This window comes from Pseudomonas mendocina (genome assembly GCF_900636545.1).
Classification (GTDB): domain Bacteria; phylum Pseudomonadota; class Gammaproteobacteria; order Pseudomonadales; family Pseudomonadaceae; genus Aquipseudomonas; species Aquipseudomonas mendocina.
This window is the reverse complement of the sequence record NZ_LR134290.1, coordinates 3495935-3509616: the sequence shown is the minus strand read 5'-3', so window position 1 is coordinate 3509616 and position 13682 is coordinate 3495935. Positions and strand designations below refer to the sequence as shown.

General features: G+C 64.0%; 11 protein-coding genes. 7 read left to right on the top strand and 4 right to left on the bottom strand.

Translation table 11 applies throughout. The annotated features are described in order from the left end of the window. Window positions 1-397 precede the first annotated feature (397 nt). Entirely contained in the window at window positions 398-2272 is a 1875-nt protein-coding gene (locus EL191_RS16260; RefSeq protein ID WP_013716518.1) for an MFS transporter, read from the top strand. Window positions 2273-2394: 122 nt separating this feature from the next. Here the strand turns inward: EL191_RS16260 and sugE are convergent, their stop codons facing one another. From sugE to EL191_RS16245, 3 genes are all read right to left on the bottom strand, one after another. Next, window positions 2395-2709, bottom strand: a complete 315-nt coding sequence (sugE, locus tag EL191_RS16255; RefSeq protein WP_017362132.1) for a quaternary ammonium compound efflux SMR transporter SugE — start codon at window positions 2707-2709, stop codon at window positions 2395-2397. Window positions 2710-2850: 141 nt separating this feature from the next. Continuing rightward, on the bottom strand, window positions 2851-3798 hold the full coding sequence (locus EL191_RS16250) for a bile acid:sodium symporter family protein (RefSeq protein ID WP_041979942.1): 948 nt from the start codon (window positions 3796-3798) through the stop codon (window positions 2851-2853). Window positions 3799-4115: 317 nt separating this feature from the next. Continuing rightward, window positions 4116-4985, bottom strand: a complete 870-nt coding sequence (locus tag EL191_RS16245; RefSeq protein ID WP_013716515.1) for a MurR/RpiR family transcriptional regulator — start codon at window positions 4983-4985, stop codon at window positions 4116-4118. A gap of 202 nt (window positions 4986-5187) precedes the next feature. Between EL191_RS16245 and zwf the strand changes: the two genes are divergently transcribed. From zwf to EL191_RS16215, 6 genes are all read left to right on the top strand, one after another. Continuing rightward, window positions 5188-6657 carry a glucose-6-phosphate dehydrogenase gene (gene zwf, locus EL191_RS16240; protein WP_017362130.1) on the top strand — a complete coding sequence of 490 codons (1470 nt, stop codon included), beginning with the start codon at window positions 5188-5190 and terminating at the stop codon, window positions 6655-6657. Then, entirely contained in the window at window positions 6644-7357 is a 714-nt protein-coding gene (pgl, locus tag EL191_RS16235; protein ID WP_017362129.1) for a 6-phosphogluconolactonase, read from the top strand. The genes zwf and pgl overlap by 14 nt, the downstream gene beginning before the upstream one ends. 1 nt (window position 7358) lies before the next feature. After that, window positions 7359-8030, top strand: a complete 672-nt coding sequence (locus tag EL191_RS16230; protein WP_013716512.1) for a bifunctional 4-hydroxy-2-oxoglutarate aldolase/2-dehydro-3-deoxy-phosphogluconate aldolase — start codon at window positions 7359-7361, stop codon at window positions 8028-8030. Window positions 8031-8193: 163 nt separating this feature from the next. After that, window positions 8194-10116 (top strand): HAMP domain-containing methyl-accepting chemotaxis protein, encoded by a 1923-nt coding sequence (locus tag EL191_RS16225; RefSeq protein ID WP_026042054.1) that lies wholly within the window; start codon window positions 8194-8196, stop codon window positions 10114-10116. A 204-nt stretch (window positions 10117-10320) separates the two neighbouring features. After that, entirely contained in the window at window positions 10321-10761 is a 441-nt protein-coding gene (locus EL191_RS16220) for a YciI family protein (protein ID WP_041979947.1), read from the top strand. Beyond that, a complete protein-coding gene (locus EL191_RS16215; protein ID WP_041979949.1) occupies window positions 10758-11177 on the top strand; it encodes a VOC family protein in 420 nt (139 codons plus the stop codon). The genes EL191_RS16220 and EL191_RS16215 overlap by 4 nt, the downstream gene beginning before the upstream one ends. A gap of 139 nt (window positions 11178-11316) precedes the next feature. Here the strand turns inward: EL191_RS16215 and ggpS are convergent, their stop codons facing one another. Further along, entirely contained in the window at window positions 11317-13575 is a 2259-nt protein-coding gene (gene ggpS, locus EL191_RS16210; RefSeq protein ID WP_041979951.1) for a glucosylglycerol-phosphate synthase, read from the bottom strand. Window positions 13576-13682: the final 107 nt, after the last annotated feature.

The window sequence follows — 13682 nt, the reverse complement described above, 5'->3', positions numbered from 1 at the left end:
TTTCTTTGCAGGCAGTTAACAAAGCTAAACGGACGCTGTGCCTGGCTTTTGTCAGACTGCGCTGGCATTCCCCCAGGGAGTGCAGGTGAGGTTGTAGTCAGTGCGAGGGCACTGACGTTTTCTCCGAGTTCGAGAACGGTAGCCCGATTGGGCTGCCGTTTTTTTTGCGCCGCGTTCAGTGGCGCGCGCGTTGTAGGAGGCGCTTCAGCGGCGAAAGCATCGCGGCTACGACTGCATGGATGCAGGAGGTAGGGCGAAGCAGGATGCCCGAGCCGAAAGCCCTTCCACGAAGGAGGGAACCGCCAAGGCGTTCGCATTTGCCCTGTGGCTTTCGTGGGGCGATTTGCAGTCAAATGCCTGTGCGGGCAAAAACCGACTCCCGCGAGGACCATGGACGATGACCCAACAATCGCAATTCGCCCTGCTCGGCAAGAAGCGCTTCCTGCCGTTTTTCGTGACGCAATTGCTCGGCGCCTTCAACGACAACATCTTCAAGCAGTCGCTGATTCTCGCCATCCTCTTCAAGCTCAACACGGGCGCCGACCGCGATCTGCTGGTCAACCTCTGCGCCTTGTTGTTCATCCTGCCGTTCTTTCTGTTCTCCGCCCTCGGTGGGCAGTTCGGCGAGAAATTCGCCAAGGACTCGCTGATCCGCAAGATCAAGTTCGCCGAGATCGGCATCATGCTCGCCGGCGCTGCCGGTGTGCTGCTGGACAACCTGCCGCTGATGCTCGCCGTGCTGTTCGCCATGGGCACGCAGTCGGCGCTATTCGGCCCGGTCAAGTATTCGATCCTGCCGCAGCACCTGAAGGAAGAGGAGCTGGTGGGTGGCAACGCCCTGGTGGAAATGGGCACTTTCCTGGCGATTCTCGCCGGCACCATTGGCGCCGGCATCATGATGGCCAGCAGCAGCTATGCGCCCATCGTCGCCGGTTCGGTGGTCGGTGTGGCGCTGCTCGGCTATCTGGCCAGCCTGGGCATTCCCAAGGCGTCGGCGGCAATGCCGGGGCTGCCGCTGGACTGGAATATCTTTCGCCAGTCCTGGGCCATCCTCAAGCTCGGCCTGGGGCAGCGCCCGGCGGTGTCGCGCTCGCTGGTGGGCAACTCCTGGTTCTGGTTTCTCGGCGCGATCTACCTGACGCAGATTCCGGCCTACGCCAAGGAGTGGTTGTACGGCGACGAGAGCGTGGTGACGCTGATTCTCACCGTGTTCTCGCTGGGCATCGGCCTGGGCTCGATGCTCTGCGAGCGCATGAGCGGGCACAAGGTGGAGATTGGCCTGGTGCCGTTCGGCTCCATCGGCCTGACCCTGTTCGGCATCCTGCTCTGGTGGTTCTCCGGTGGTTTCCCCGAAGGTGCTGCGCCGCATGACTGGCTGGCGCTGCTGGGCCATGGCCAGGCCTGGTGGATTCTCGGCTGCATCCTCGGCATCGGTCTGTTCGGCGGCTTCTACATCGTGCCGCTGTACGCGCTGATCCAGTCGCGCACCGCCGAGCATGAGCGCGCGCGGGTGATCGCGGCGAACAACATCCTCAATGCGCTGTTCATGGTGGCGTCGGCCATTGCCGCGATCCTGTTCCTGAGCGTCGCCGGGCTGTCGATTCCGCAGCTGTTCCTGGTGGTGTCGCTGATGAACATCGCGGTCAACAGCTACATCTTCAAGATCGTCCCCGAATTCAGCATGCGTTTTCTCATCTGGCTGCTGGGGCATTCGATGTACCGCGTCGAGCACAAGGGGCTGGACGTGATCCCTGATGAAGGGGCAGCGGTGCTGGTGTGCAACCACGTATCGTTCGTCGATGCGCTGCTGATCGGTGGCGCCATCCGCCGGCCGGTGCGCTTCGTCATGTACTACAAGATCTACGATCTGCCGGTGCTCAACTTCGTCTTCCGCACCGCCGGCACCGTGCCGATTGCCGGGCGCAACGAGGATCTGCTGATCTACGACGCTGCGTTCAAGAAGATCGCCGAGTACCTGCGCAATGGCGAGCTGGTGTGCATCTTCCCCGAGGGCAAACTGACCGGGGATGGCGAGATCGACGAGTTCAAGGCCGGGGTCGAGCGCATCCTCGAAGAAAATCCGGTGCCGGTGATCCCCATGGCGCTGCAAGGCTTGTGGGGCAGCTTCTTCAGTCGCGCCCCGCACAAAGGGCTGTTCAAGCGCCTGTGGTCGCGGGTGTGCCTAGTGGCTGGAGCGCCGATTGCGCCGGAGCAGGCCAAGCGCGAGGCGTTGCAGGCGCAGGTGGCGGCCTTGCGTGGGGATTGGCGTTGACTTGAATCATGTGGGAGGGGCTTTCGGCTCGGGCATCCTGCTTCGCTCTACCTCCTGCATCCCTGCAGTTGCAGCCGCGATTCGCCGCTAAAGCGCCTCCCACGAATCTGTATTCCGACTTTCTAATGGCTCAACTTGAGCCCGATCAAGCCGCAGACGATCAGCGCCACGCTGGCCAGGCGCAGCAGCGCCATCGACTCGCCGAACAGGATGATGCCGGCGATCACCGTGCCCACGGCGCCGACGCCGGTCCAGATGGCGTAGGCGGTACCCAGCGGCAGTTCCTTCATCGCCAGGCCGAGCAGGCCGAGGCTGACCAGCATGGCGCAGACGGTCAGCGCCGTTGGCAAGGGGCGGGTGAAGCCTTCGGTGTATTTCAGGCCGATGGCCCAGCCGACCTCGAACAGGCCGGCGAGAAACAGAATGATCCAGGACATAGTCACCTCCAGTGGCTGAAGGGGCCGTCCCCGGATGAGCCACCCTGGGCTCAGGGTGTGGAGGTCGTCCTCGCGTGCGCCATTATTGTGCACATTGACGCGTCCGGGGCAAGGTGCCCCGGATTGGTGCGAGATGCTGAATCAGTCTGCGCTGTGCTTGGCGTTCTGGCCCATGCGGCGGTACAGGGTCGCCAGCAGCGGGCCGGACAGGTTGTGCCAGACGCTGAACAGGGCGCTGGGCACGGCGGCCAGCGGGCTGAAGTGTGCGCTGGCCAGTGCGGCGCCGAGGCCGGAGTTCTGCATGCCGACTTCGATCGACAGCGTCTTGCGCTGCGCCAGCGACATGCCGAACAGGCGCCCGGTCAGATAGCCCAGGCCCAGGCCGATGCCGTTGTGGAGGATCACCACGGCCATGATCAGCAGGCCCGATTCGGCGATCTTGCCCTGGCTGGCGGCGACGACCGCAGCGACGATGGCGACGATGCTCACCACGGAAATCAGCGGCAGCACCTCGACCGCGGTCTTCACCCGCTCGCCGAGCAGGCGCTGGGCGATTAGACCCAGGGCGATGGGCAGCAGCACCATCTTGAGGATGGAGATGAACATGGCGCTGAACGACACTGGCAGCCATTCCGAGGCCAGCATCCAGATCAGCGCCGGGGTGACCAGCGGGGCGAGCAGGGTGGTGACGGCGGTGATCGACACCGACAGCGCCAGGTCGCCACGGGCGAACCAGGTGATCACGTTGGAGGCAGTGCCGCCCGGGCAGCAGCCGACCAGAATCACCCCCACGGCGATTTCCGGCGGCAGCGCGAATACCTGGCACAGCAGCCAGGCGGTGCAGGGCATGATGATGAACTGGGCCAGTACGCCAAGCAGCACGGCCAGCGGGCGACGGGCGACTTCCTGGAAGTCCGCGCCTTTGAGGGTCAGGCCCATGCCGAACATGATCAGTCCGAGCAACGGGACGATCCAGGCGGTCAGTGGCAGGAACCAGCTGGGTTGGAAGAAGGCCATGACGGCGAACAGCAACACCCAGACGGCGAAGGTGTTGCCGATGAAACGGCTGAGGGCGATCAGTGCTTGCATGGAGTGAGGCCTGGGCTTTCTGGAAAGCCGGCAAGCCTACCAGATGCGATTTGATTTGCCTGAGCGATATGGGCAGGTTTTCACGACCGCAACCCAGGCTCTGTGACAGTACCTGCGCTCGGTGATGCTTCGTTAAAAACAGGTTCGGCAAGCCGCGTGTGGTTAACGCGCTTTAGAGCGCGCGAAGCGAGTACTGCTCGCTTATCGCTCGTGCGCTCGAATGCGAGCCCAGTCTGTTTCTCACCTGTTCTGCTTCGCCTGACCTTCGCTCGACGACTTTCGTGCGGAGCCTAGGCAGGGAAGCCCTGTCCGAATTTCTACAGTGGCTCTTCGTCCGCCGGGTAGCGGCTGGCGCTGAGGCTTTCCTTGATCTTGCGCAGGTGCGGCTGGAAGTCGACGCCGCGGCGCAGGGTGACGCCGGTGGCGAGCACGTCGAGTACGGTGAGCTGGATGATGCGTGAAGTCATCGGCATGTAGATGTCGGTGTCTTCCGGCAGCGGAATGTCCAGGCTCAGGGTGCTGGCCTTGGCCAGCGGCGAGCCGGCGGCGGTGAGGCCGAGTACCGAGGCGCCGTTCTCACGTGCCAGGCGCGCCACTTCCACCAGCTCGCGGGTGCGCCCGGTGTAGGAAATGATCACGAACAGATCACCGGTGTGCGCCACCGAGGCGATCATGCGTTGCATCAGCACGTCGGAGTGGGCCGAAACCGCGAGGTTGAAGCGAAAGAACTTGTGCTGCGCATCCAGCGCCACCGAGGCCGAGGCGCCGAGGCCGAAGAAGTGGATCTGCCGTGCCTGGATCAGCAGGTCGACGGCGCGGCTGACGTGTTGCGGGTCGAGGCTCTGGCAGGCGCTGTCCAGCGAGGCAATGGTGCTGCCGAAAATCTTCCGAGTGTAGGCCTCTGGACCGTCGTCGGCGGACACCGCGCGACTGACGTAGGCAGCGCCACTGGCCAGGCTCTGCGCCAGCTGCATCTTCAGCTCCGGGTAGCCGTTGGCGCCGAACGAGCGGCAGAAGCGATTGACCGTCGGCTCGCTGACCCCGGCCGCCTGTGCCAGTGCGGCGATGCTGAAACGAGTGGCCTGCTGCGGATCGTGCAGGATCACTTCGGCGACCTTGCGTTCGGCCTTGTTCAGGTCGTCCAGGCGGCTCTGGATCTGTTCCAGCAGGTTGCGCACTCGGTCCATAGGGGCTCCTAACAGCGGTTTAACGGGCTTGGCAGCAGGGCAATGGCTAGCCAAACGGTCGGCCTATCCTACTGATGCTGCCCTCGGGCCACCACTGACTTATCGGTGGCCATGGAAAATGTTGTTGCTATGACAACATTTTTTCTTGATAAATGCAGTATCACCCGGTATTTCTAGTTCATCTTGATAAAAGAACAAACTCATGCCTGCGATGAAACTTGAATCCTGCACTTTGGCCCTGTTCGGCGCGCTGGGCGACCTGGCTTTGCGCAAGCTATTTCCCGCGCTTTATCAGCTCGATCGCGCCGGTTTGCTGCACGATGGCACCCGCATCCTCGCCCTGGCGCGTGACGGCGGTGAGCCGAGTCGGCATCTGTTCGCCATCGAGCAGGCTCTGCGGCTGTACGTGCCGGCGAAGGAGCTAACGGAACCCGACCTGGCGCGTTTCCTCGCGCGGCTGAACTACCTGACGATGGATTTTCTCAAGTCCGAGGATTATGCCGCTCTGCTCGAGCACGTCAGCGCGGAGGATCAGCTGATCGCCTACTTCGCCACGCCAGCGTCGGTGTATGGCGGCATTTGCGCCAACCTGGCTGCCGTCGGGCTGGCCGAAGGGACGCGGGTGGTACTGGAAAAGCCGATCGGCCACGATCTCTCGTCCTCGCGTGCGGTCAACGATGCCGTGGCCCAGGTGTTCCCGGAGAATCGCGTCTATCGCATCGACCATTACCTGGGCAAGGAGACGGTGCAGAACCTCATCGCCCTGCGCTTCGCCAACAGCCTGTTCGAAACCCAGTGGAACCAGAACCATATCTCCCACGTGGAAATCACCGTGGCCGAGAAGGTCGGTATCGAGGGCCGCTGGGGCTACTTCGATCAGGCCGGGCAGTTGCGCGACATGATCCAGAACCACCTGCTGCAGCTGCTCTGCCTGATCGCCATGGACCCGCCCAGTGACCTGTCCGCCGACAGCATTCGCGACGAGAAGGTCAAGGTACTCAAGGCGCTGGAGCCGATCAGCGTCGAGCAGCTCGGCCAGCGCGTGGTGCGTGGCCAGTACGTCGCCGGCAGCAGCGATGGGCGGCCAGTGCCGGGCTATCTGGAGGAAGAGAACTCCAATACCCAGAGCGATACCGAAACCTTCGTCGCCCTGCGCGCCGACATTCGCAACTGGCGCTGGGCCGGTGTGCCGTTCTACCTGCGCACCGGCAAGCGCATGCCACAGAAGCTTTCGCAGATCGTCATCCACTTCAAGGCGCCGCCGCACTACATCTTCGCCCCGGAGCAACGCCAACTGATCGGCAACAAGCTGATCATCCGCCTGCAGCCGGACGAGGGGATCGCCCTGCAGGTGCTGACCAAGGATCAGGGACTGGACAAGGGCATGCAGCTGCGCAGCGGTCCGCTGCAGCTGAGTTTCTCCGACACCTACCGTAGTGCGCGCATCCCCGATGCCTACGAGCGCCTGTTGCTGGAAGTGATGCGCGGCAACCAGAACCTGTTCGTGCGCAAGGACGAGATCGAATACGCCTGGCAGTGGTGCGATCAGTTGATCGACGGCTGGCAGCGCCTCGGCGAAGCGCCGAAACCCTACACCGCCGGCAGCTGGGGCCCCATGGCCTCGGTTGCGTTGATCACCCGGGATGGCAGGAGCTGGTATGGCGATCTCTGAACTGAAACTGCCGCAGGGCGTACAGGCCTGCCCCTACGACAGTGCCGAACAACAGGCCCAGGCGATGGCGGTGCGCGTGGCCGATGCGCTTCGTGAAGCCATTGCCAGTCGCGGTCAGGCCACCCTGGTCGTCTCCGGCGGGCGCAGCCCGGTGCCGTTCTTCGAGGCGCTGGCGCAGCAGGACGTGCCCTGGGCGCAGGTGCTGGTGAGCCTGGCTGACGAGCGCTGGGTGCCGATCAATCACGCGGGCAGCAACGAGGCGCTGGTGCGTCGTCACCTGCTGCGTGGGCCAGCGGCCGAAGCGCGTTTTCTCAGTCTGTATCAGGTTGCCGGCAACCTCGAACAGGCGGCCGAGCTGGCTGATGCTGCGGTCGCCGAACTGGCGCCGATAGACGTGCTGGTGTTGGGCATGGGCGATGACGGCCACACCGCTTCGCTGTTCCCGCACAGCCCCAATCTGAATCAGGCGTTGCAGCCCGACTGCGCGCGCCGCGTGCTGCCGATGCTGGCGCCGAGCGAGCCGGCGCAGCGCCTAACCCTGACTCTGCCGGTATTGGCCAGCGCACGCCTGCCGCTGCTGGCGATCCAGGGCCAGGCGAAACTGAACATCCTCGGCGCGGCGCTGCGGCCTGGTGAAACCTCCGAGCTGCCGATTCGCGCGTTCTTGCATTCCCCCCTCGAAATCCATTGGTGCCCCTGACATGACCAGCCCCGACCAAGACCAGCGCGCGCGCATGGTCGACAAAATCGCCGAGATCGACCGCATCTGCGCGCAGGCGCGGATCATGCCGGTGATCACCATTGCCCGTGAGGCGGACATCCTGCCCCTGGCCGATGCACTGGCCGCCGGTGGCCTGCGCGTGCTGGAAGTGACCCTGCGCTCGGAGCACGGCCTGGAGGCGATTCGTCGCCTGCGTGCCGAACGCCCCGAGCTCTGTATCGGCGCCGGCACCGTGCTGGACGAGAGCATGCTCGCTGCCGCGACTGCGGCCGGTGCGCAGTTCATCGTCACGCCGGGTAGCACGCGCGAACTGCTGCTGGCGGCGCTGGACAGCCCGCTACCGCTGCTGCCGGGTGTGAGCAGCGCGTCCGATGTGATGGTCGGCTACGCCTTGGGCTATCGCCGCTTCAAGCTGTTTCCGGCAGAGGTCTGTGGCGGCGTGGCGATGCTCAAGGCGCTCGCCGGACCTTTCGGCGGCGTGCGCTTCTGTCCGACCGGAGGCATTACCGCGGACAACCTGCAGCGCTACATGGCGCAGCCCAATGTCATGTGCATCGGTGGCACCTGGATGTTCCAGCGTGAATGGGTGGAAAACAGCGATTGGGCGCGCATCCAGCAATGCAGCGCCGAGGCCCTGCAACTGTTGGAATGATGGAAGCGCAAGGCGCCACCGCCACCGGTGGCGCTGTCGTGACGTCTTCCCGCTTAAAATCTGTGCCGTAGTGGTCGCCTGGTACGTCAGCTGATCCCTTGTGCTGGCTTCAACAAAAACAATTCTCCAGCGAAACCCGAAACATCCGCAGTTGGAGAATTTCATGAACACCTGGTTCGCTAACCTCAGCGTGACCCGCAAACTCGCGCTCGGCTTCGGTCTGGTGCTGGCCCTGACCCTGATCCTTGCCAGCGTTGCCTGGACCAGCATGGGTGGCCTCATCCAGCGCAGCAACTGGACTGCCGACATCAATCACCTGAGCAATCTGCTGACTGAGCTGCGTGTCGACCGCCTGCGTTACATGCTCGATAACGGTGACGAGAAGATGGCCGAGGTGGTGCAAAAGTCGCTGGCCAGCTACAGCAATGCGCACGCTGACGTGCGCAGCCGTTTCCGCAGCGAGGAAAACGTTCGGCTGCTGGCGCAACAGGCCGAGCAGATCGAACTGTACAAGCAATCCTTCAATCGCATGGCCGAGGCCTATCGCACGGCACGCGCTGCTCGCGAACAGATGGGCAGCCTGGCGAAGCAGGCTTTTGCCGAGCTTGAAAACTTGTATAAGGCCGTGCAGCTGATGCCTGAGTTCGACGAGCGGCGTTCCGAGCGTTACCTGGCCGTGCGCGACGTGCGTGAGAATCTGCAGCTGACCCGTTACGAGGTACGCGGCTATACGGCCAACCCAAACCCGCAGACCGAGCAGGCGATGCGTGCCCAGACCGAGCGCGCCGTGCAGAGTATCGACGCTCTGGCGGCAGCCTTCGCAGGCGAGCAGGGCGATGCGATCAGCGCGGTACGTGCCGGTCTCGATGCCTATCGGGCGCAGGTGCAGCGCTTCAGCCAGGCCAACGACATCATCGTTGCTGCGCGTGTGGAGCTGACCCAGCAGGGCTACCAGATCGTCAAGGATAACGAGGCGCTGGTACAGATTCAGATCGACCGCCGTGATGAGGAAACTGCGACCGCACGCAACCTGCAGATCATCACTACGCTGCTGGCGCTACTCTTCGGCGTGCTCGCGGCCTGGATCATCACCCGGCAGATTACGCATCCATTGCAGGACACCCTGGGCGCGGTGCGCCGCATTGCCGAGGGCGACCTGACCGCTACCGTGCAGGTCGACCGCCGCGACGAGATGGGGCAGTTGCAGCAGGGCATCCAGCATATGGCTACCACCCTGCGCGAGCTGATCGGTGGTATCCGCGACAGCGTCACGCAGATTGCCAGCGCAGCCGAAGAATTGTCGGCGGTGACCGAGCAGACCAGCGCAGGCGCCAACAGCCAGAAGAGCGAGACCGATCAGGTTGCCACCGCCATGCACGAAATGTCGGCCACCGTGCAGGAAGTTGCGCGCAATGCCGAGCAGGCCTCGCAGGCGGCCAACCAGGCCGATGGCCAGGCGCGTGTCGGTGATCAGGTGGTCGCCGAGGTAATTTCGCAGATCGAACGTCTGGCCGCCGAGGTCAGCCGCTCCAGCGATGCGATGAATGGCCTGCAGCAGGAAAGCGACAAGATCGGCAGCGTCATGGACGTGATCAAGTCGGTGGCCGAGCAGACCAACCTGCTGGCGCTCAACGCCGCCATCGAGGCCGCGCGTGCCGGCGAGGCCGGGCGCGGTTTCGCCGTGGTCGCCGATGAGGTTCGCGGCCTGGCGCAGCGTACGCAGAAGTCCACCGAGGAGATCGAGGCGCTGATCGCCGGCTTGCAGAGCGGCACCCAGCAGGTCGCTGCGGTGATGCGCAACAGCCGCAATCTGACCGACAGCAGCGTCGAACTGACGCGCAAGGCTGGCGATTCGCTGGGCAGCATCACCCAGGCGGTGTCCAACATCCAGTCGATGAACCAGCAGATCGCCGCTGCCGCGGAACAGCAAAGCGCCGTGGCCGAGGAGATCAGCCGCAGCATCCTCAGCGTGCGCGATGTCTCCGAACAGACCGCCACTGCCAGCGACGAAACGGCCAAGTCCTCAGCCGAGCTGGCGCGCCTGGGCGGCCAGCTGCAGTCCATGGTCAGCCGCTTCCGCGTTTGATTCAGCCTGCGCGGTGTGCCTCATAGGGCTCCGCGCGAAGCTCTCCCCGCGGGTCGTCTCTGACGACCCCACCAAAAACTTCTTCATCGCCTGTCTATTGTTCCGTTGCCCATTCGACTACTGCATAGAACCCCGCCCTGGGTTCACTGTCAGCCGTAGGGAGACACCCTGCGCGCGACTTCGACTCGAACAAGGAGAAAGGCGATGCGTTTCATGGTGATTGTCAAAGCGACCGCGGATTCCGAAGCCGGTCTGATGCCCAGTGAGGAGTTGTTGACGGCCATGGGCCGTTACAACGAAGAGCTGGCCGCCGCGGGTGTGATGCTGGCTGGCGAGGGGCTACATCCCAGCGCCAAAGGCGCGCGGGTGCGGTTCTCCGGGGCGCAGCGCACGGTGATCGATGGCCCGTTCATGGAAACCAAGGAGCTGGTGGCCGGTTTCTGGATCTTTCAGTGTGAGTCGCTGCAGGCCTGCATCGACTGGGTCAAGCGCTGTCCCAGCCCCATGCCTGGCGAATCCGATATTGAGATTCGGCAGATTTTCGAGGTCGAGGATTTCGGCGCCGAGTTCACCCCCGAGTTGCGCGAGCAGGAAGAGCGTATCCGCGCGCGCATCAGCAGTGAAAACCAAGGAGAGCAACGATGAAGATACATGCCTATCTGATGTTCGACGGCCGGTGCGAGGAAGCCTTCAATTTCTACGCCGAACTGCTGGGTGGCAAGCTGGAGCTGATGCGCTTCGGCGAAAGCCCGGATGCCCGCGAAGTGCCGCCGGAGTTTCACGACCGGGTGATGCATGTTTGCCTGACCGCGGGTGATCAGATCCTGATGGCCTCTGACACCATCCCGCAGTATCCGCACGAAGGGATCAAGGGCTGCTCGATTTCCCTGCAGGTGGACAACGTGCCGGAGGCCGAGCGCCTCTATGAAGCGTTGTCGGCCGGTGGCGAGGTGCAGATGGAGCTGCAAGCCACCTTCTGGGCGACCCAATTCGCCATGCTCACCGACCGCTTTGGTGTGCCATGGATGATCAATTGCGTGGTCGATAGTCAGGAGGGCTGACAGCAAGCATCCAAGCCTAGTCCGGATGCAATCCGCGGCGGTGCGGGATCGGGTATTCGCGGCTGAAGCCGCTCCTACAGACTAATAGTTGGGTAGGAGCGGTTGGGCGGCATTCCGCTTCAGCCGCGAGCGCTGTTTTTCAGCCCGCCAGCGTCAGCGGCTCGCGCTCTTCCTCCACCTGCACGCCCGCCAGGAAGTCCTCGCCCCAACGGCGGATGTCGTTGAAGCAAACGATATCGAACAGCTCGCGCAGCCGCGCCTGGGCCTCGCTTTTGGGCAGGTTCAGCGCCAGATAGCAGGTCTGCGCCAGGTCGGCCGGGTCGTGCGGGTTGGTCAGCAATGCGCCCTTGAGCTCGGCGGCGGCGCCGGCGAATTCCGACAGCACCAGCACGCCACGCCCACCGAGCAGGCCTTGCGCGGCGACGAACTCCTTGGCCACCAGATTGAGGCCATCACGCAGTGGGGTGATCCACATGACGTCGGCCATGGCGTACCAGGCGCTGACTTCCTCGAATGGCAGGCTGCGGAAGAAGAACTGCAGCGGTGTCCAGCCGATGCGGGCGAAGCGTCCATTGATGCGCCCCACGGCCTGTTCGATCTGCGTCTGCAGCTCGTCGTACACCGTCATCTCGCGTGCTGCCGGCACGCAGACCGTCACCAGGGTGACCTTGCCGAGCAGCTCGGGGTTGTCGTCAAGCAGGCGCTCGTAGGCGTTGAGCTTTTCCAGGATGCCCTTGGTGTAGTCGAGGCGCTCGACCGCGAGAATCAGCTTCACGCCCTTCATCTCTTCGCGCAGCTGGCCCATCAGTTCCTTGATCTTCGGTGCCTCCAATGCATTGCGCACACGGTCGATGTCCAGGCCTACTGGGTGTGCGCCGAGCTTGACCTGGCGGGTACCGGTATCCAGGGCCGTGGTCATGCGCTCCAGGCCCACGGCGCAACCATAGGTAATGAAGCGCGGCGCGCAGCTCTGCCGTTCCAGCGTCTTGAGCGGGAACACACCGCGGGCAACGTCGACGAAGTTCTCCACCTGACGCGGGATATGGAAACCGATGTAGTCGCATTGCAGCAGGCTGCCGACGATCTGCCGGCGCCAGGGCAGCACGTTGAACACGTCGGCCGAGGGGAAGTAGGTGTGGTGGAAGAAGGCGATGCGCAGGTCCGGGCGCAGTTCGCGCAGGTAGGCCGGCACCATCCACAGGTTGTAGTCGTGCAGCCAGACGATGGCGCCCTCGGCGGCTTCCAGCGCGGTGCGTTCGGCGAAGGCGCGGTTGACCCTGAGGAACACCTGCCAGTCGTCCTCGTTGAAGGTGGCGCGCTCCCAGAAGGTGTGTAGGGTGGGCCAGAAGGCTTCCTTGGAGAAGCGCTTGTAGAAGATGTCCACCTCTTCCTTGCTCAGCTTGACCCGCGCGGCGGTCAGCTTGGGATAGCGTTCGGCATCCACGGTGGTGTGGCTGTCGAACGGCTCGTCGCCATCCTCGTGCACGGCCCAGGCGACCCAGGAGCCGGGCTGGCCGTCACCGAAGAAACTGAGCAGGGTGGGGATGATGCCGTTGGGTGAGGTGGGGCGGCGGCGTTGCAGCTTGCCGGCGGCGTTGCGGTATTCCTCATAGGGCAGGCGATGGTAGACCATCACCAGCTCGGCCTTGCCCGGCTGCGCGGCCTGGCGCCGTTCGGCGGCGATGCCGTGCTCGCCAAGGAAGCCGAAATGGGCGAAGGCTTCGAGAATCCCGCCGCAGCCAGGGCGGCTGGCGTGCAGGGTGCGCGAGTGGCTGCGCGTGGCTTCCAGCAGCGCGGCTTCCGACTGGCCGACGCAGACGCCATGGAAGCTGGCGCTGAGCATGGACAGGTCATTGAGCGTATCGCCGGCCGCCAGCACCTGGTCGTGATCCAGCTCCAGCCAGTCGGCCAGGGCCTGCAGGCTGCTGCCCTTGTTAACCCCTTTGGGCAGAAAGTCCAGGTACAGCTCGGCGGAGTAGAGCAGGTCGCAGCCCAGTTCATCGGCGATCTCGCGTAGCGCCGGGTTGGCTGCCTGCTCAGGCGTGCAGAAGTAGGAGCAGCGGCGCGCCTGTGGCACGTCCTGGCGCTCCAGGCCGAACGGTTCGATGGCGCTGGCCACCTGGCTTTCGCCGGGCCAGCGGACATCGACCACGCTCTGCAGCGGTTGGATCGGTTGCAGGCTGTCGCCATGCACCAGGGTCGCGCCGACGTCGGCGATGATGTAGTCCGGCTGCGGCAGCGTCGGGTCGGCCAGCAGTGGCAGCACCGCCTCCAGGCTGCGCCCGGTGACGTAGGCGAGCTTGATCTCGGGGTGGGCGGCGATGGTCTGGTAGAGGCTCAGGCGATCTTCGGGATCGCCAGCGAGAAAGGTTCCATCCAGGTCGGTGGCTAATAGCATCGTTGTTTCTCCAGAAGTGGCCGCTGCGGCTCGGCGCGAATGCACGCGGCCGACGGGCCGGGTTTCTGGCTGCTTGGGGTAGGCTCGGGGCCTTGCCGAAACAGCCG

Bases quoted from the DNA above. Each gene is read 5' to 3' on its own strand.
- EL191_RS16220 (WP_041979947.1), top strand. From the start codon at position 10,321: ATGCGTTTCATGGTGATTGTCAAAGCGACCGCGGATTCCGAAGCCGGT.
- EL191_RS16260 (WP_013716518.1), top strand. From the start codon at position 398: ATGACCCAACAATCGCAATTCGCCCTGCTCGGCAAGAAGCGCTTCCTG.
- EL191_RS16215 (WP_041979949.1), top strand. From the start codon at position 10,758: ATGAAGATACATGCCTATCTGATGTTCGACGGCCGGTGCGAGGAAGCC.
- zwf (WP_017362130.1), top strand. From the start codon at position 5,188: ATGCCTGCGATGAAACTTGAATCCTGCACTTTGGCCCTGTTCGGCGCG.
- pgl (WP_017362129.1), top strand. From the start codon at position 6,644: ATGGCGATCTCTGAACTGAAACTGCCGCAGGGCGTACAGGCCTGCCCC.
- ggpS (WP_041979951.1), bottom strand. From the start codon at position 13,575: ATGCTATTAGCCACCGACCTGGATGGAACCTTTCTCGCTGGCGATCCC.
- EL191_RS16225 (WP_026042054.1), top strand. From the start codon at position 8,194: ATGAACACCTGGTTCGCTAACCTCAGCGTGACCCGCAAACTCGCGCTC.
- EL191_RS16245 (WP_013716515.1), bottom strand. From the start codon at position 4,985: ATGGACCGAGTGCGCAACCTGCTGGAACAGATCCAGAGCCGCCTGGAC.
- EL191_RS16250 (WP_041979942.1), bottom strand. From the start codon at position 3,798: ATGCAAGCACTGATCGCCCTCAGCCGTTTCATCGGCAACACCTTCGCC.
- EL191_RS16230 (WP_013716512.1), top strand. From the start codon at position 7,359: ATGACCAGCCCCGACCAAGACCAGCGCGCGCGCATGGTCGACAAAATC.
- sugE (WP_017362132.1), bottom strand. From the start codon at position 2,709: ATGTCCTGGATCATTCTGTTTCTCGCCGGCCTGTTCGAGGTCGGCTGG.